We start from the raw sequence: 17566 nt of genomic DNA, 5'->3' as shown, positions 1-17566 counted from the left end.
CCATGGCGGATGTGAAGCGGGAGACAGAGCGCAAGTACGAGTCCCACCAGAGCGGCCTGCCCGACCTGACCGGCGTCGGCGGGGTGACGGCCGTCCTGGACAAGGGCGTCGTGGAGCTGGACGCCACCTACTACGACACGCCCGACGAGCGCCTGGCCGCCGGCGGCGTCACCCTGCGCCGCCGCACCGGCGGCTCCGACGCCGGCTGGCACCTCAAACTCCCGGTCGCCCCGGGAGTACGCGACGAGATCCGGGCGCCCCTGTCCGACACCGTCCCGGACGACCTCACCGCCCTGGCCCGCTCCCGTGCCCGCGACGCCGAACTGGTCCCCGTCGTACGGCTCCGCTCCGTCCGCGACGTACGCCACCTCGTCGACACCGACGGCCGGCTGCTCGCCGAGGCCAGTGTGGACGCCGTGACGGCGGAGCGGCTCACCGGCACCGGCGGCCTCACCCAGTGGACCGAGATCGAGGTCGAACTCGCCGACGGTGGGGACCCGGCCTTCCTCGACCTGGTCGACAAGCGGCTGCGCAAGGCCGACGTACGACCCTCCAAGTCACCGTCCAAACTGGCCCGGGCGCTCGCCGAGACCGCGCCGAAGAGGAAGAAGGGGAAGGCGGGGGAGAAGGGACAGCACCGGCGGGAGGCCGCCCCGCCCGTCACCGCCGGCGACCACGTCCTCGCCTACCTCCGCGCCCAGCGGAACGCGATAGTCGCGCTCGACCCGGCCGTACGCAGGGACGTCGAGGACTCCGTCCACCAGATGCGGGTCGCCACCCGCCGCGCCCGCAGCGCGCTGCGGGCCTACCGGGCGTTGTTCGACCGGGCCGTCACCGACCCGATCGGCGCGGAGCTGAAGTGGCTGGCGGGCGAACTGGGCGTGGACCGCGACCGCGAGGTGCTGGCCGAGCGTCTGACGGGCGACCTCGCCGCGCTGCCGGACACCCTGGTCTCCGGCCCGGTCGGCGACCGGCTGCACAACTGGGCGGAGGGCCGGCGCGGCGGATCACGGCCCCACCTCATCGGCGTCCTCGACTCCGGACGCCACTTGGCGCTGCTCGACGCCCTGGACGCCCTGCTCGCCGACCCGCCGCTGCGGGGGCCGGCGGGCAAGAAGCCCGGCAAGGTCATCGCCAAGGCCGTACGCGACGAGCTCCGCCGGGTCTCCGGGCTCGTCGAGCTCGCGATCGACACACCCCCCGGCCAGGACCGCGACGTCGCCGTGCACGAGGCCCGCAAGAAGGCCAAGCGCACCCGCTACGCGGCCGAGGCGGCCGTCCCGGCCCTCGGTGACCCGGCCGCCGTCCTGGTCAGGTCCATGAAGTCCCTGACGCAGCTCCTCGGCGACCACCAGGACAGCGTCATGGCCCGCCAGACCCTGCGCGAACTGTCCGCCGTGGCGCACGCGGCGGGGGAGTCCGCCTTCACGTACGGGCTGCTGTACGGGCGGGAGGAGCAGCGGGCGGCGACGGTGGAGGCCGAGCTGCCGGGTGCCTGGAAGAAGGCGAGGTCCCGCGCATCGGTCTGAGCGTACGGGAGAGGTCTCCGACCGGGTTACGCTAGACAGTCACTCTCCCCCAGCCTGCGGCCGGGGGTGCCCCCAGTCAGCTCACGAAGGTAACCCCCGCGATGTCTGTCGAGTCGGTGTTCCCACAGCTCGAGGCCCTGCTCCCGCACGTGCAGAAGCCGATCCAGTACGTCGGCGGAGAACTCAACTCCACCGTCAAGGACTGGGACGAGTGCGACGTCCGCTGGGCGCTCATGTACCCGGACGCGTACGAGGTCGGCCTGCCCAACCAGGGCGTCATGATCCTCTACGAGGTCCTCAACGAGCAGCGGGGCGTCCTCGCCGAGCGCACCTACAGCGTGTGGCCGGACCTGGAGGCGCTGATGCGGGAGCACGGCGTCCCGCAGTTCACCGTGGACAGCCACCGCCCGGTGAAGGCCTTCGACGTGTTCGGCCTGTCCTTCTCCACGGAGCTGGGCTACACGAACATGCTGACGGCGCTCGACCTGGCCGGCATCCCGCTGGAGTCCAAGGACCGCACCGTCGACGACCCGATCGTCCTGGCCGGCGGCCACGCGGCGTTCAACCCCGAGCCGATCGCCGACTTCATCGACGCCGCGGTCATCGGCGACGGCGAGCAGGCCGTGCTCGACATGACGCGGATCATCAAGGAGTGGAAGGCGGAAGGCCGCCCCGGCGGACGCGACGAGGTCCTCCTCCGCCTGGCGAAGACCGGCGGGGTCTACATCCCGGCCTTCTACGACGTCGAGTACCTCCCCGACGGCCGTATCGCCCGCGTCGTCCCCAACCGGTCCGGCGTCCCGTGGCGCGTCTCGAAGCACACCGTCATGGACCTGGACGAGTGGCCCTACCCCAAGCAGCCCCTGGTCCCGCTCGCGGAGACCGTCCACGAGCGCATGTCGGTGGAGATCTTCCGCGGCTGCACCCGCGGCTGCCGCTTCTGCCAGGCGGGCATGATCACCCGCCCGGTGCGCGAGCGCTCCATCACCGGCATCGGCGAGATGGTGGAGAAGGGTCTGAAGGCGACCGGCTTCGAGGAGGTCGGACTCCTCTCCCTCTCCTCCGCGGACCACTCGGAGATCGGCGACGTCGCCAAGGGCCTGGCGGACCGCTACGAGGACGACAAGATCGGCCTCTCGCTGCCCTCCACCCGCGTGGACGCCTTCAACATCGACCTGGCGAACGAACTGACCCGCAACGGCCGCCGCTCCGGCCTGACCTTCGCCCCCGAAGGCGGCTCGGAGCGCATCCGCAAGGTCATCAACAAGATGGTCTCGGAAGAGGACCTGATCAGGACCGTGGCCACCGCCTACGGCAACGGCTGGCGTCAGGTGAAGCTGTACTTCATGTGCGGCCTTCCCACCGAGACCGACGACGACGTCCTGCAGATCGCCGACATGGCCACGCGCGTCATCCAGAAGGGCCGCGAGGTGTCGAGGTCCAACGACATCCGCTGCACGGTCTCCATCGGCGGCTTCGTCCCCAAGCCCCACACCCCCTTCCAGTGGGCCCCGCAGCTCTCGGCGGAGGAGACGGACGCCCGCCTGGAGAAGCTCCGTGACAAGATCCGCGGCGACAAGAAGTACGGCCGCTCCATCGGCTTCCGCTACCACGACGGCAAGCCGGGCATCGTCGAGGGCCTGCTCTCCCGCGGCGACCGCCGCATCGGCGCCGTCATCCGCGCCGTCTACGACGACGGCGGCCGCTTCGACGGCTGGCGCGAGCACTTCAGTTACGACCGCTGGATGGCCTGCGCCGACAAGGCCCTCGCCCCCTTCGGCGTGGACGTCGACTGGTACACCACCCGCGAGCGCACCTACGAGGAGGTCCTCCCCTGGGACCACCTCGACTCCGGCCTCGACAAGGACTGGCTCTGGGAGGACTGGCAGGACGCCCTCGACGAGACCGAGGTCGAGGACTGCCGCTGGACGCCGTGCTTCGACTGCGGGGTGTGCCCGGCCATGGACACGTCCATCCAGATCGGCCCGACCGGCAAGAAGCTGCTGCCGCTGACGGTCAAGAACGGGGGTCCGGCGCCCGCTTCGGCAGGCCACGCGCACTGACTGGGTGAGCTGGCGGTGAGGTCCGTGACCAGCGCATTGAAGTCGTTGCCGCTGACCGTCGTGAACAAGTAGCCGGTGCGGCGGAAGACCGAACGGTGCGGGCTCACCCGCACCGACGACCCGGGCCACGCGCACCGGCGCCGAGTGGACGGCCGGGGCCCGCTCAGCCCCGCTGACCGCCCCCCGTGTCCAGAGCCAGCCGCAGCACGCGCGGCCAGTCGGCGGGCGGTCTGTTCGCCGGGGTGCCGGGGCGGTGCCGGGGGACTCGGATCCGCAGGGCGCCGGGGGCGATGCGGCACAGCACCGGGGCCGGAAGCGTGACGTGCTCCCCGTCGATGCCCGCCGGGACGGTACCGCTGTCCGCCTCCACGACCACTTCCCGGGCGGTCAGCCGCCGCAGGTCCGCAGAGCGTGCCCCGCGCACCGTTCGCGCCGCCTGGGCTGCACTGTGGACGCCCACGCACAGCACGCCGAGCCATCCGGAGTCCAGCCGCTCCCGGCGCCCGGGACGGGCCGTGTCGGCGGCGCGCCGGTAGGGATTGTTGCTGACGAGGACCGCCTGGAGTCCGCCGATGCGCGTGTCACCGGCCCGCATCCGAAGACCGGGCGCCTCGTCGCCGCCCAGCAGGTCGGGCAGCGTCTGCAGGGCCGTGCGCAGTTTCCGGTTCCGGTAGGCGGGGTCGGCGACGACGGAGGCGTAGGTGCCGAACGAGGCGTTGTTGACGAAGACCCGGTCGGCGGCGAACCCGAGGTCGACCCGGAGTTCCACGCCGTCGGTCAGGGCGTCCAGGGCCGCCGCCGGATCGTCGCGGTCCAGGCCGAGATCCAGGGCGAAGTGGTTGCGCGTGCCGGCCGGGATCACCAGGAAGGGGATGTCGTGCACGGCGGCCACCTCGGCCACGAGGGCCTGCGTGCCGTCCCCGCCGGCCGCGGCCAGCAGATCGGCCCCGTCGTCCACCGCCCGCCTGGCCAGCTCCGCCACGTCCTGGTGCCTCGCCGGATCCAGCAGGACCACCTGCGCGCCCGCCGCCCGCGCCTTCTCCGCCAGGTGGAAACGGGTCACCTTGCCGCCACCCGAGAGCGGGTTCATCACGATCCAGGGGCGGCGCGGCGCCTCGGCACGCTGCTCACGGCCGGCCTCGGCGGCGACACCCGCAGGAGTCAGGGCGGTCCGGGCGGCCACGGCGGCCAGCGCCCACAGTCCGAGGGAGACGGCGGCGGCCCACACCACGCCGTTCGCGGCGAACAGGGCGAGGACCGCCAGCGGAACGGCCACCGAGAGCAGCGTTCCCAACGCCCGGACGATCCCCGTGTGCGCGAGGACCAGCCACAGCCCGGCAGCCGTGAGGGCCAGCCCCGCGACACCGATCACCGGCCAGAGCAGGCTGGCCAGCCCGGCGGCGACGAGCGGCACCAGGACACTGCCCATCAGGGCGAGCAGCGCCAGGCGGGCCCACAGGGCGGGCGACCCGCGGGAGGCCGCGCTCACTGTTCCCGCGGCGTTCCCCGGTAGGTCCCGCCAGCACCGGAGGCCCCGGCGGCCCCGGAGGAGTCCGCGGGCCGCGCCACGCACAGCGCCCACATGACGAGCCCCGACAACGCGATCATCAAGGTGGACCACACCGGGGAGTACGGCAGGGAGAGGAAGTGGGCGATGATGATGAATCCGGCGATGGCCACGCCGGCGAAGCGAGCCCACCGCGCCGACTGGAACAGCCCGAGGCTGACGATCACGGCGAGCGCTCCCAGGACGAGGTGCGCCCAGCCCCAGCCGGTCAGGTCGAACCGGAAGACGTAGCCCTGGGTGACCAGGAACACCTGGTCCTGGACGATCCCCATGATGCCGCGCAGGACGTCCAGCACTCCTGTGATCATCAGTATGACGGCGGCGAAGAGCATGAGGCCCTGGGCCCACGGGTGCCTCGCCGCGTGTGCGGGGGCGGTCTGCGGAGCAGTCATGTCGACTCCCTTCCGAGTTCATCCTGTGCATGGCAGGGACGGGAGTGCGTCACCCGGCGCGGGTGAAGGGCCGGGCGGCGCGGTGTCCAAGCGCCCTGCCGTCCTCGCCGCGAAGCGCTTGCCCACCGCCTGTCATGCGTCGCCCAGCCCGATGCGCCTTCACATAACAGGCAGTCAACAGCGCTGGTCAGGCAATGTCGCGCGGGGCGTCGTCCGGACGCGGACAGGCCCGGCTCAGGCGGGCTCGGGCTGCGGTTCCGGTTGCCGCGCCGGGGTTGTTCTCGGGTCCCACAGTCTGGTGGTCCGTACATAGCCCTGGATCACCGAGGCCATCGCCAGAATGAGAAGCGGGCCGAACACCCACGGGTGTTCGGCCATTTTCACGGGCAGGTAGCGGTACGCCAGCAGGAGCGCGGCGAAGACCGTCGTGCCGTAGGCGACCAACTGGATTCCCGACCGGTCCCAGCCCCGGTCGAACGAGCGCAGCGCCGCCTCGACCGTGAGCGCGAACACCACGCCGGCGACGAGATCCACGCCGTAGTGGTAACCGAATCCCAGCGTCGCGCTGAGCGTGGCGAGCAGCCAGAACGTGCCCGCGAACCGCAGAATTCGGGGTCCCCTTCGGGAATGGACGAAAATCGCGGTGGCCCACGCCGTGTGCAGGCTGGGCATGCAGTTGCGCGGGGTGAGCTCGTCGAACGGCATCCGGTGAGGGGCGTGGACCGGCGGCGGCGTGTGCGGCCACAGGTCGGCCAGCGCCCAATGTGCGCCGCCGGTGCCGAAGGCGCCGGGACCGTAGGCGAACACCGGCCCGACCACCGGGAAGATCATGTAGACGGCGGGCCCGAGGAGGCCGATGGCCAGGAAGGTCCGCACCAGGTGGTGGCGCGGGAACCGGCGCTCGGCCGCCACGTCCCGCAGCTGGTACAGCGCGACGACGACCGCGGCCACCGCGAGCTGGATGTAGACGGCGTCGAGCACATGGGGGCCGACCGGGCCGGTGGCCCTGACGATCCGGCCTGCCACCCACGACGGGTTGCCCAGCGCGTGATCGGCGGTCGCCAGGTACTGGTCGAGCACCGTCGGGCGGGTCTTCGCCGTGATGAGCAGCCAGGTGTCACCGGTCTTGCGGCCGGCCACCAGCAGCAGGCCCAGCCCGACGCCCTTCAGCAGCAGCACACGGTCCCGGCCGGTGCGGCGCGTGACGGCGACGACGCCGCAGCCCAGCATCACCCACAGGGCACCGTTGCCGAAGGGGTGGCCGTCGGTCACCTCGACGCCGAGCGCCCATCGCACCAGCGCGAAGGCGATGTCTATGCCGATCGCGGCGGCGACCGCGATGAACCGCTGCCGCCAGGTCAGCACCACCATCATCAGCGCCAGGCCGGCGTACAGCAGGAATCCCGATTTCGGCGGGAATATCACCTCCTGTACCTGGTTGGTGAGCGGCCCTGGCAGGCCGTAGCGGCGCGCGGCGAATTCCAGCGTGATGAGGAATCCAAGGGTTGCCACGCCCGCCGCAATTCTGCAGTTTCTTCGCGAAAACACCCGCGGCGCTATGGATATCAATTGTCTTTGTCGGCTTGTTCAGATGTGAGGACAGGCGATGAGGGCGCCCGTCATGAGTTCGATCATGTTAGCCGAGCGGTGCGGGCGGATTCGGGGAATCGGCGAAGACGGCCGCTGCCCCGCGCTGTTGCGGGAGGAGTGGCCCGGCGGTGCAATCAAGTGTGAGGCACTTCGGCGGCAGCGGGCCCGCCGGCCGCCCCGCTCCCGGGACAGGGGTCGGCCGGAAAGGGCTCAAGAACGACGCCCTGGGCATGATCTCCTCGGTGGTCATCGGGGTGGCCTCCACCGCTCCCGCCTACAGCCTCGCCGCGACGCTGGGGCTCATCGTGGCGGCGGTCGGTCTGCAGGCCCCGATCGTCACGATGCTGTCGTTCGTGCCGATGCTGCTGATCGCGTACGCCTTCCGGGAGCTCAACGCGAGCAACGCCGACTGCGGGACCACCTTCACCTGGGCGACCCGCGCCTTCGGCCCGCGCACCGGCTGGATGGGTGGCTGGGGCATCGTCGTCGCCAACGTGATCGTCATGGCGAGCCTCGCCGAGATCGCCGGCACCTACAGCTTCCGGCTGGTGGGCCTGGACTCACTGGCGGAGGACCGGCTGTGGACCACCGTGGCGGGCATCGTCTGGATCGCCGTGATGACCACGGTCTGCTACGTCGGCATCGAGTTCTCGGCCGCCGTCCAGCGCTGGCTGCTGTGCGTGGAGGTGGCGATGCTCGCCCTGTTCGCCGTCGCCGCGCTGGTCAGGGTCTACACCGACCCGCCCCCGACGGCGATCCATGTCTCCGCTTCCTGGTTCAACCCCTTCGAGGTGTCCTCGGCGAAGGCGCTCACCTCGGGCCTGCTGGCGGGAGTCTTCATCTACTGGGGCTGGGACACCGCCGTCTCGATCAACGAGGAGACCGTCGACAGCACCCGCATCCCGGGGCGCGCCGCCGTCCTGTCCACCGTGCTGCTCCTGGTCATGTACGCGCTGGTGGCCACCTCGGCGCAGGCCTTCGCCGGAGCCGGCCGCTCGGGCATCGGCCTGGGCAACCCAGACCACTCCGACGACGTGTTCTCCGGACTGGGCGACGCCGTCTTCGGCAGCCACGGCACGGGCTTCGTGCTGTCGAGCCTGCTGATCCTGATGGTGCTGACCTCGGCGCTGGCCTCCACCCAGACCACCATCCTGCCGCTGGCCAGAACCGTCTTCTCCATGGCGGTGCACAAGGCCGTACCCGCCCGGTTCGCCCGGGTGCACCGCAGGTTCCTCACCCCGACCTGGTCGACCGTCGGCATGGGGGCGGTCTCCATCGCCTTCCTCGTCCTGCTGACCACCTTCAGCGGGAACGTGCTGGCCGACTCCATCGACTCGGTGGGCCTCGCGATCACGTTCCAGTACGGGCTGACCGGGTTCGCCTGCGTCTGGTACCACCGCAGGGTCCTCACCCGCAGCACCGAGGACCTCGTCTTCAAGGGCGTGCTGCCCGGGCTGGGCGGGCTGATCATGCTGGGCCTGTTCCTGTACGCCGCCCTCGTCTACGCGGACCCCGGCTACGGCGCGACCAGTGTCGACCTGCCGCTCGTCGGACCGACCGGCGGCGTCACCGTCGTGGGCCTGGGGGCCCTGCTGCTGGGTCTGCTGCTGATGCCGGTGGTCACCCGTGGCCACACCGTGGCGCTCAAGCTGCAGCGGAGCATGCTTCCACGCGGCCTGCCGCCGCACACCGCCCTCGACTCGGCGAGCCGCTACCTGCCCGCCGACAGCGGGTCCGGGATCGGCGGCGACTGGTACGACGTCATCCCGCTGTCGGGGGCCAGGGCCGGTCTGGTCGTCGGGGACGTGCTCGGCCACGGCATGCGCGCGGCGGCCACCATGGGACGCCTGCGCACGGGCGTGCGCGTCCTCGCCCGGCTGGACCTGACCCCGGACGAGCTCCTGTCCCGGCTGGACGACCTGTTCGAGCAGACCGCGCAGGAGCGGAAGGCCGGCCACGGCCCGGGCCACCGGAGGCCGAGGCCCGACAGAACACTGGGCGTGGCCTGTCTGTACGCGGTGTACGACCCGGTCTCGGGGAACTGCACCCTGGCCCGGGCCGGGGAGCCGGTGCTGGCCGTCGTCGAACCGCACACGGGCGTCGTCGACTGTCCGCGGCTGCCGCCCGGGCCGCCGCTGGGCGTCGTCGGCGTGCCCTACCAGAGCACGGAACTCCAGCTCCCGCCGGGCAGCCTCGTCGCCCTGTGCACGGGCGGCCTCCTCCAGTCCGCGGGCGACCGCGACGCCGGGCTCGCGCAACTGTCCCAGGTGCTCGCCGACGACCGAAGGCCCCTGGAGGAGCTGTGCGACCGGGCGGTGGCCACTCTGCTGCCCGGACCCGTGGACGAGGACGCGACACTGCTCGTGGCCCGCACCCGCCTGCTCGACCGCAACCAGTTCACCCAGTGGGAACTTCCCCCCGACCCGGCGGCGGTGGCCGGCATCCGCACCGCCGTCAGCAAGCAGCTCGGCGACTGGGGGCTGGACGACCTGGCGTTCACCAGCGAGCTCATCGTCAGCGAACTGGTCACCAACGCCATCCGCTACGTCGGCGGTCCGGTCCAGGTACGCCTCATCCGCGACCGGAACCTGATCTGCGAGGTCTCCGACACCGGCCACACCACGCCCAATCTGCGGCACGCCGCCAGCGACGACGAGGGAGGCCGGGGCCTGTTCATCATCGCCCAGATGACCCACCACTGGGGCACGCGCTACACCACCACCGGCAAGACGATCTGGACCGAACAGGACCTCGCGCCGACGGACGGCCAGGCACTGTAAACGCGGCCGTCAGCCACCGATCCGCTGCACGTCCCGGGGCATGGAGGCCGCCACGGCGGACACGACGGCGGTCGCGGCGAGGCCGCCCATCATGATCAGGACCACGCCGACCCCGGATTGGCCGGTGGAGTCGTCCGACCAGTCGTAGCCGGCGGCGACCGTCAGGCCCAGCGTGGTGCCGAGCACAGCACCCGCGAAGTGGCGCCGGTACGCCGCCCAGCACACCGGCGCCAGCAGGGTCAGCACCAGCCCGATCACCTGCCACGCCTGGTACGGGCCGCTCACCGTGCCATCGGGATGCTCGTCGTATTCCTGGTCCCAGCCCAGCCGGGCGGCCCACGCCGCCGCCGATGTCCCGGCCAGCACGAGGACCCACAGCAGGGGAAGAAGGGGTTTCAGCAGTCTTCGTCGCATGGCCCCAGCGTTCCGCGCCGCCCCGCCGCCGGCCAGAGCACAAGTACTCAGCCGTACTCGAGTACATCAGCCATGGGCGGACCCGGGGCACCGCACGGATAATCTACCGACACGAAGGGCCGACGTCGGGGAGGTCCGTACGAGGCGTTTGGGGAGACTGGTCCAGTGTCGAGGCGTAAGGTGCCCGCGGGCGCCTGGATAACCGGGCTGTTGGTCGGGGCACTGGCCGCGGTGCTCGTACTGTCCTTGCAGGCGCGGAAGAACATCCCGGCCGGGGGACTGGCCGCCGGGGCCTCCGCGGCGCCCAGCGTGAAGGCCTCCCACCCCGCCGCGCCCAAGGCGCCGGAGCACAAGGTGCCCGCCGGCTCCGGCACCGGGCGCAGGGTGGTGTACTCCGTGGGGCAGAAGCGGGTGTGGCTGGTCGGGGCCGACGGGAAGTCCCAGCGCACGTTCGCCGTCTGGCCGGGGACGGTGACACCCTCCAAGGGGGCCTACAGCGTCACGTTCCGGCGGGAGACCGGGACCGGCAGCGACGGCGTGCGGATAGAGAACGCCGTGTACTTCGGGGCCGCCAACGCCTTCTCCAACGCCGTCGACGGCTCGTCCCCGTCACCCGACCCAAGCCTGCGCACCGGCGCCATAAGGGAACGTGCGGCGGACGGCAAGGCGATGTGGGACTTCGCCGCCAAGGGCACGCCCGTCCAGGTCGTCGGTTAGTGGGCGCCGGTACGGATCCCCACCGGCCGTCGCCCCCGTCCGAGCGCGCCGAGGGCTGCCTCGTCGTCGCGCTCCGGATCCCGCTGCGGATCGTCGTGCTCGTGCTGGTCGTGCCGGTGCGGATGGCGTGGGACGCGCTGGCGGCGACCGGGCGGTTCCTGTGGCGGTACGGGCTCGCGCCCGTCGGCAGGGCGATCGGCCGGCTGCTGTACGGGCTGTTCGTGGTGCCTCTGGGCTGGCTGTACCGGTATCTCCTCGCGCCCCTGGGGCACGCCCTGGTGTGGGTGTACGCGCGCGTGCTCACGCCGGTCGGGCACGCCGTGATGTGGGTGCTCAGACCGGTCGGGCAGGCCGTGGCATGGCTGCTGCGGACGGTCGGCACCGGCATCGGCACCGCCCTCTACTGGATCGCCCGCGTACTGCTGGTGCTGCCCGCGCTCGCCCTGTGGCGCTGGGTGCTCGCGCCGGTCGGCCGGGCCCTCGCCGTCGTCGGACGGGAGATCGGGACCGCGCTCGGGCACGCCTGGCGGATCGCGGGGCATGTCTCACGTGCCGTGGGCCGGGTCCTCGGGACTCTCTTCCGGTGGATTCTCGTGGAGCCTGTGCGATGGGTGTACCGGACCCTCCTCACCCCGGTCGGTCACGTCCTGCGGGACGTGCTGCTGCGGCCCGTCGCCGAGGCGGCACGTGCCGTGGGCCGGGCCACCGGGCAGGCGCTGGCCGCCGCCCGGGAGACCGTCCGGCAGGCGCGCGCCGACGTGCGGCGCGCGCTCTTCGGCGAGCCCCGGCGGCCGGAGCCGGTGGACCGGCGGGAACCCACGGCTGCCGGGACACGTACTCTTGGTAGGAGTACCACCGCTCTCACGAAGGACTAGGACACTGGGCAAGCGACAGCCCGAAGGCCCGCCGCCCGCACCCGCGGTGCAGCGCATCCGACTGCGCTACACCAAGCGCGGCCGCCTCCGGTTCACCAGCCACCGTGACTTCCAGCGCGCCTTCGAGCGTGCGCTGCGCCGCGCCGAGGTGCCCATGGCGTACTCGGCGGGGTTCACGCCGCACCCGAAGGTGTCGTACGCCAATGCCGCACCCACCGGCACGGGCAGTGAGGCGGAGTACTTGGAGATCGCGCTCGCCGCGCCCCGTGACCCGCAGACGCTGCGCGTCCTGCTCGACGAGTCGCTGCCCCCCGGGCTCGACATCGTCGACGCGGTCGAGGCGCGGACGTCGGGACTCGCCGACCGGCTGACGGCTTCCGTGTGGGAGCTCAGGCTGGACGGCGTCGACCCGGCCGAAGCCGAGCGGGCGGTGGCGGCCTTCAACGAGGCCGGCACCGTCGAGGTCCAGCGCACGACCAAGAACGGCGTCCGCACCTTCGACGCCCGGTCCGCGGTCGTGAACCTGGAGAGAGTGACAACACAGAGTCAGCAGGCTGATAGGCCCAGCGACCAGCCTTGTGCGATACTGCGGCTGGTTGTTCGGCACGTGACGCCTGCCGTACGACCCGACGACGTCCTGTCCGGACTCCGCGCCGTGGCCGACCTGGCGCCGCCGGTCCCCGTAGCGGTGACCAGGCTGGCGCAGGGGCTGTTCGATGAAGAGACCGGCACGGTGACCGACCCGCTCGCGCCCGACCGCGAGGCAGCACAGGCCCTGACAATGGCCGCTGCCGCCGCGACGGTGCCGGCGACGGAAGGCTCCGCGTAGGACGGACGTCGTAGCGCCGCCCTCGTACTCGGGAGCCACCTGGGTCGGGCAGCGCACCGCCCACAAGACTTTCGCCAGGCCGTAAGCGACAAGGCATACGGAACCGGCGAGACAGGACAATAGAGCTCCCGTGTGGCGCCCGCGCCCCGGACGGCGGCACCGCGCACCGCGCGAGCCGCGGACGTCAACGGCGGTCGACGAGATCGACGCCGGACCAGGCGCGGCGCCCGGGAGCCTGACGGGAGAAACGCCCGCATGCTCGAACCGACCGAACCCGCAGAGTCCTCGACGGACTCCGAACTGAACACCCCGAGCGACACCCTGCCGCCGCGTCGTCGGCGCCGGGCCGCTTCCCGCCCCGCGGGTCCGCCCGCCGGGGCCGAGACCCCGGCCGAGGTCACCGCGCCGGCCATACCGGCCGCCGAGGCCGACGAGGTCGAGGAGAAGGTGGCCGCCGAGGCGCCCGCCCCTGCCGTCGTGGAGGAGGCCGCGCCCGCCGGTCGTCCGCGCCGCCGTGCGACCCGCCGGTCGTCCGCGCCGGCCGGCTCCCCGGCGTCCGCGGAGACCGTCGAGACGGTCGTACCGGCCGCTGCCGCCGCGGCCCCTGCCGAGGCCGCGGAGGAGCCCGCGGAAAAGGCCGTGGAGGAGACCGCTCCGCCTCGTACCCGCCGCCGTGCCACTCGCCGCGCGTCCGCCCCGGCCGGTGCGCCGGCCTCGGCGGAGGCCACCGAGGCCGAGGCCGCTCCGGCCGCCGAGACGCCCGTCGCCGAGGCTCCGGCCGCCGTGGAGGAGGCCGTGCCCGCCGCACGTCCGCGTCGCCGTGCGACCCGCCGGGCGTCCGCGCCCACAGGCGCTCCGGAAGTCACCGCCGAGGCGCCTGCCGAGGCCGAGGAGACCCCTGAGACCGCTGAGACCGCTGTGACCAGTGAGGTCACTGAGGTCACCGAGGCAGCTCCCGCTGTCGAGGCTCCGGCCGCCGAGGAGGCCGCGCCGCGCCGTACCCGCCGCCGTGCCACACGCCGTGTGGCCGCCCCGGAAGGTACTGCCGAGAAGGAAACCGCAGTGGCCGAGGCGACCGCCGCTGCCGCCGAGGAGACCGCCGCCGAGCCCGCGCAGACCGCCGAGGCCGCCGAAGCACCGCAGGCCCCCGTCGCCGAAGCCGCGCAGGCCCCCGCCGAGGCCGTCGCCCCGCGTCGCCGCCGCCGCGTCGTGCGGCAGGCCGCGACCGGGTTCGCCGAGCCCGCGCAGCAGGCCTCCCCGAAGGCCGAGGATGCCGACGCACCGCGCCGCCCCGCACGCCCGGCCGTGGCCGTTTTCCAGGCGCCCGTGTTCACCGAGCCGAGGTTCCAGACCCCGGAGCGCGCCGCCGCCCAGGCGGCCGCCGAAGCCGCCGAGGTCGAGGAGGCCGACGAGGTCCAGGTGGCCGAGGAGCTCCCCGAGGAGCAGACCGGCTCGCGCCGCCGCCGTCGCCGCCGGGGTGTCGGCGGGTACGCCGACGAGGCCGAGGCCCGGAGCGACGAGACCAAGACCGCCGACCGGACCTACGAGGCCGAGGAAACGGCGGAGCCGGTCGAGGACGTCGCGGAGGGCGACGAGACCGACGAGGCCGACGACGCCGACGACACGGAGGAGACCGGTTCGCGTCGCCGTCGCCGTCGTGGTGGCCGGCGCCGCCGTCGCGGTGACGCCGTGGACGGCGAGGCCGGGGCAGGCGCGGACGCCGAGTCCGACGAGCTCGCCGCCGAGCAGGCCGACCAGGACGCCGAGGACACCGCCGAGCAGGACGAAGAGGACGCCGAGGACGCCCGCGCCGAGGAGTCCGGCGGTTCCAGCTCCAGCAGCCGTCGCCGTCGCCGCCGCCGTCGTCGCGCCGGGGACACCTCCGCCGACCCCGAGCCCGGTGAGGGCGACCCGGAGCGCACCGTCGTCAAGGTCCGCGAACCGCGCAAGCCCGCCGAGCCGTCCGACGAGGTGCAGTCCATCAAGGGCTCGACCCGCCTGGAGGCGAAGAAGCAGCGCCGCCGGGAGGGCCGCGAGCAGGGCCGCCGCCGGGTCCCGATCATCACCGAGGCCGAGTTCCTGGCCCGCCGCGAGGCCGTGGAGCGCGTGATGGTCGTCCGCCAGAACGGCGACCGTACGCAGATCGGCGTCCTGGAGGACGGCGTGCTCGTCGAGCACTACGTCAACAAGGAGCAGTCGACCTCGTACGTCGGCAACGTCTACCTGGGCAAGGTCCAGAACGTGCTGCCGTCCATGGAGGCCGCCTTCATCGACATCGGCAAGGGCCGCAACGCCGTCCTGTACGCCGGTGAGGTCAACTTCGAGGCGCTGGGCATGGCGAACGGCCCGCGCCGTATCGAGTCCGCCCTGAAGTCCGGCCAGTCGGTCCTCGTCCAGGTGACGAAGGACCCGATCGGCCACAAGGGCGCCCGCCTGACCAGTCAGGTCTCCCTCCCGGGCCGCTACCTCGTGTACGTGCCCGAGGGCTCGATGACCGGCATCAGCCGCAAGCTCCCCGACACCGAGCGGGCCCGGCTGAAGAGCATCCTCAAGAAGATCGTCCCGGACGACGCGGGCGTCATCGTGCGCACCGCCGCCGAGGGCGCCAGCGAGGACGAGCTGCGCCGGGACGTCGAGCGGCTGCAGGCGCAGTGGGAGGACATCCAGAAGAAGGCCAAGAACGGCAACGCCCCGACGCTGCTGTACGGCGAGCCGGACATGACCGTCCGGGTCGTCCGCGACATCTTCAACGAGGACTTCACCAAGGTCGTCGTCAGCGGCGAGGACGCCTGGGAGACCATCCACGGCTACGTCTCGCACGTCGCCCCCGACCTGGCCGAACGGCTGTCGAAGTGGACCAGTGAGGTCGACGTCTTCGCCACGTACCGGATCGACGAGCAGCTCGCCAAGGCCCTGGACCGCAAGGTCTGGCTGCCCAGCGGCGGTTCGCTGGTGATCGACCGGACCGAGGCGATGGTCGTCGTCGACGTCAACACCGGCAAGTTCACCGGTCAGGGCGGCAACCTCGAGGAGACGGTCACCAGGAACAACCTGGAGGCGGCCGAGGAGATCGTGCGCCAGCTCCGGCTGCGCGACCTCGGCGGCATCATCGTGATCGACTTCATCGACATGGTGCTGGAGTCAAACCGGGACCTGGTGCTGCGGCGCCTGCTGGAGTGCCTGGGCCGGGACCGTACGAAGCACCAGGTCGCCGAGGTCACCTCGCTGGGCCTGGTCCAGATGACCCGCAAGCGGGTCGGCCAGGGCCTGCTGGAGTCCTTCTCGGAGACCTGCGTCCACTGCAACGGCCGCGGTGTCATCGTGCACATGGAGCAGCCGACCTCCACCGGGGGCGGCGGCAAGCGCAAGAAGCGCGGGCGCGGCGGCGACGGCCAGGTGACCGAGCAGGAGACGGTGTCCGTGGCCACGGGGGTCGCCGAGACCGCCGAGGAGGAGGCCGAGAACGAGGCCGTGGCGGAGGTCGTCGCCGAGGTCGCCGAGCCGGTGGCCCTGCCCAGCCCCGACTTCTCGCCGGACGAGGAGCTGTTCAGCAGCGTCGCCGAGGCCGAGGCCGCCGCCACCCGGGGCCGCTCGCGCCGCCGGGCCGGCCGGCGGGCGTCCGCTCCCGCGGGCACGCCCAAGGCGGAGACCCGGAGGCCGGAAAGCCGTGACGCGGCACCCGTGACCGAGGCTGCCGAAGCTGTCGAGGCCCCGACCGCACAGGACGTCTCCGCGGCGGCGGAGGCCGAGCGTCCGGTGCTGCCGGAGCCGGCCGCCGAGGCGCAGGCCGAGCCCATGGCCGTCGAGGACCCGGTCGTGCCGCCCGCGCAGCCGGAGACGCAGGCCCTGGCTGCCGAGGAGGCCGCGCCCAAGGGCCGTACGCGCCGCCGGGCGACCCGCAAGGTGTCGGCACCGGCCGGCTCCCCCGCGGGGGCCGAGGCGGTCGTGGTGACGGTCACCGAGTCGGCGGCGCCCGCCGACGAGGCACCGGTGGCCCAGCCCGAGACCGCGGCCCCGGCCGAGGAGGCGCCCGCGGAGAGCGCCGCTCCGGCCCGCCCGCGCCGCCGCGCCGTGCGCAAGGCCACCGCGCCCACCGCGCCCGAGGAGACGGCCGTCGTGGTCGTCCCGTCGGCGGAGGCACCCGCCGGGCCCGCCGAGGCGGAGGACGCCGCACCGGCCAAGAAGACGGCCCGCAAGGCCGCCAAGAAGGCACCCGCGAAGAAGGCCGCCACCAAGACGACCGCGGCGAAGAAGACCGCGGCCAAGAAGACGACGGCCAAGAAGACGACGGCCAAGAAGACGACGGCCAAGAAGGCGGCGAAGACGACCACCGCCAAGACCGCCGCGAAGAGGACGTCGAAGAAGACCGCGGCGGCGGAGCAGACGCCGCCGTCCGTCTCGGTCACGACGGAGGACTGACCCGGCCCTCCCCACAGGGGCCGTCACGTCGCGGAGCAGCGCGGGACACCGGATCCACCGGTGTCCCGCGCTGCCGTTTCCCCGACCGCCGGCCAGTCAAGGACGTCGGCAGTCAGTCAGGGACGATGAGATCGATTCCGTACGCCGCCACCGCCAGGCACGTGGCGAAACAGAGCACCGCGGCGCCCGTGGCCACCCGCGCCTGTACGCCGCCCGACGAGCCTTCGTGAAGGCCGCCTTCCGACGAGCCGCCGCGCAGGTCGCCGGCACGGCTCCAGGCCGCGATGCCGAGGGAGAACAGCACGACCACCGCAAGCGTGGCACCGAAGCTGGCCAGGGAGACGGCCCCGAGGCTGTCCCATTTGATGTGCATCTCGCGCTTCCTTCCGCG

The 17566-nt window shown here is 72.6% G+C and carries 12 protein-coding genes; 7 read left to right on the top strand and 5 right to left on the bottom strand.

Annotated features, from left to right (window positions below; translation table 11 throughout):
- The first annotated feature begins 2 nt into the window (after positions 1 to 2).
- Together ACFYZQ_RS04490 and ACFYZQ_RS04485 are read left to right on the top strand one after the other, a co-directional pair.
- Positions 3 to 1529 carry a CHAD domain-containing protein gene (locus tag ACFYZQ_RS04490; protein WP_389141461.1) on the top strand — a complete coding sequence of 509 codons (1527 nt, stop codon included), beginning with the start codon at positions 3 to 5 and terminating at the stop codon, positions 1527 to 1529.
- Between the two features lie 101 nt (positions 1530 to 1630).
- Positions 1631 to 3592, top strand: coding sequence for a TIGR03960 family B12-binding radical SAM protein (locus ACFYZQ_RS04485; RefSeq protein WP_389141459.1), 1962 nt, complete (start codon positions 1631 to 1633; stop codon positions 3590 to 3592).
- Between the two features lie 163 nt (positions 3593 to 3755).
- Here ACFYZQ_RS04485 and ACFYZQ_RS04480 read toward each other — a convergent pair whose 3' ends face one another.
- The 3 genes from ACFYZQ_RS04480 to ACFYZQ_RS04470 all read right to left on the bottom strand — a co-directional run bounded on the left by ACFYZQ_RS04480 (position 3756) and on the right by ACFYZQ_RS04470 (position 7063).
- Positions 3756 to 5021 (bottom strand): diacylglycerol/lipid kinase family protein, encoded by a 1266-nt coding sequence (locus tag ACFYZQ_RS04480; RefSeq protein ID WP_389141901.1) that lies wholly within the window; start codon positions 5019 to 5021, stop codon positions 3756 to 3758.
- 56 nt (positions 5022 to 5077) lie between these two features.
- Positions 5078 to 5551: a hypothetical protein gene (locus tag ACFYZQ_RS04475; RefSeq protein WP_389141457.1), complete on the bottom strand. Its 474-nt coding sequence runs from the start codon at positions 5549 to 5551 to the stop codon at positions 5078 to 5080.
- 234 nt (positions 5552 to 5785) lie between these two features.
- Complete coding sequence (locus tag ACFYZQ_RS04470; RefSeq protein ID WP_389141456.1) at positions 5786 to 7063, bottom strand: phosphatase PAP2 family protein; 1278 nt, start codon at positions 7061 to 7063, stop codon at positions 5786 to 5788.
- A 206-nt stretch (positions 7064 to 7269) separates the two neighbouring features.
- Here ACFYZQ_RS04470 and ACFYZQ_RS04465 point away from each other — a divergent pair, with 206 nt between their 5' ends.
- Entirely contained in the window at positions 7270 to 9921 is a 2652-nt protein-coding gene (locus ACFYZQ_RS04465) for an amino acid permease (RefSeq protein ID WP_389141454.1), read from the top strand.
- Between the two features lie 9 nt (positions 9922 to 9930).
- Here ACFYZQ_RS04465 and ACFYZQ_RS04460 read toward each other — a convergent pair whose 3' ends face one another.
- Positions 9931 to 10335 carry a hypothetical protein gene (locus ACFYZQ_RS04460; protein ID WP_389141452.1) on the bottom strand — a complete coding sequence of 135 codons (405 nt, stop codon included), beginning with the start codon at positions 10333 to 10335 and terminating at the stop codon, positions 9931 to 9933.
- Positions 10336 to 10500: 165 nt separating this feature from the next.
- Between ACFYZQ_RS04460 and ACFYZQ_RS04455 the strand changes: the two genes are divergently transcribed.
- From ACFYZQ_RS04455 to ACFYZQ_RS04440, 4 genes are all read left to right on the top strand, one after another.
- Positions 10501 to 11052: a hypothetical protein gene (locus ACFYZQ_RS04455; RefSeq protein WP_389141450.1), complete on the top strand. Its 552-nt coding sequence runs from the start codon at positions 10501 to 10503 to the stop codon at positions 11050 to 11052.
- Positions 11052 to 11927, top strand: coding sequence for a hypothetical protein (locus tag ACFYZQ_RS04450; RefSeq protein WP_389141448.1), 876 nt, complete (start codon positions 11052 to 11054; stop codon positions 11925 to 11927). The genes ACFYZQ_RS04455 and ACFYZQ_RS04450 overlap by 1 nt, the downstream gene beginning before the upstream one ends.
- Positions 11928 to 11973: 46 nt before the next feature.
- Positions 11974 to 12756, top strand: coding sequence for a TIGR03936 family radical SAM-associated protein (locus ACFYZQ_RS04445; protein ID WP_389141446.1), 783 nt, complete (start codon positions 11974 to 11976; stop codon positions 12754 to 12756).
- A 255-nt stretch (positions 12757 to 13011) separates the two neighbouring features.
- Positions 13012 to 17175 (top strand): Rne/Rng family ribonuclease, encoded by a 4164-nt coding sequence (locus tag ACFYZQ_RS04440; protein WP_389141444.1) that lies wholly within the window; start codon positions 13012 to 13014, stop codon positions 17173 to 17175.
- A 112-nt stretch (positions 17176 to 17287) separates the two neighbouring features.
- Here ACFYZQ_RS04440 and ACFYZQ_RS04435 read toward each other — a convergent pair whose 3' ends face one another.
- A complete protein-coding gene (locus ACFYZQ_RS04435; protein WP_389141442.1) occupies positions 17288 to 17548 on the bottom strand; it encodes a hypothetical protein in 261 nt (86 codons plus the stop codon).
- Positions 17549 to 17566 lie beyond the last annotated feature (18 nt).

It is taken from the genome of Streptomyces sp. NPDC001843, assembly GCF_042891955.1.
GTDB lineage: Bacteria > Actinomycetota > Actinomycetes > Streptomycetales > Streptomycetaceae > Streptomyces.
The sequence above is the reverse complement of the archived record's forward strand: the minus strand, read 5'-3'. Positions and strand labels throughout refer to the sequence as shown.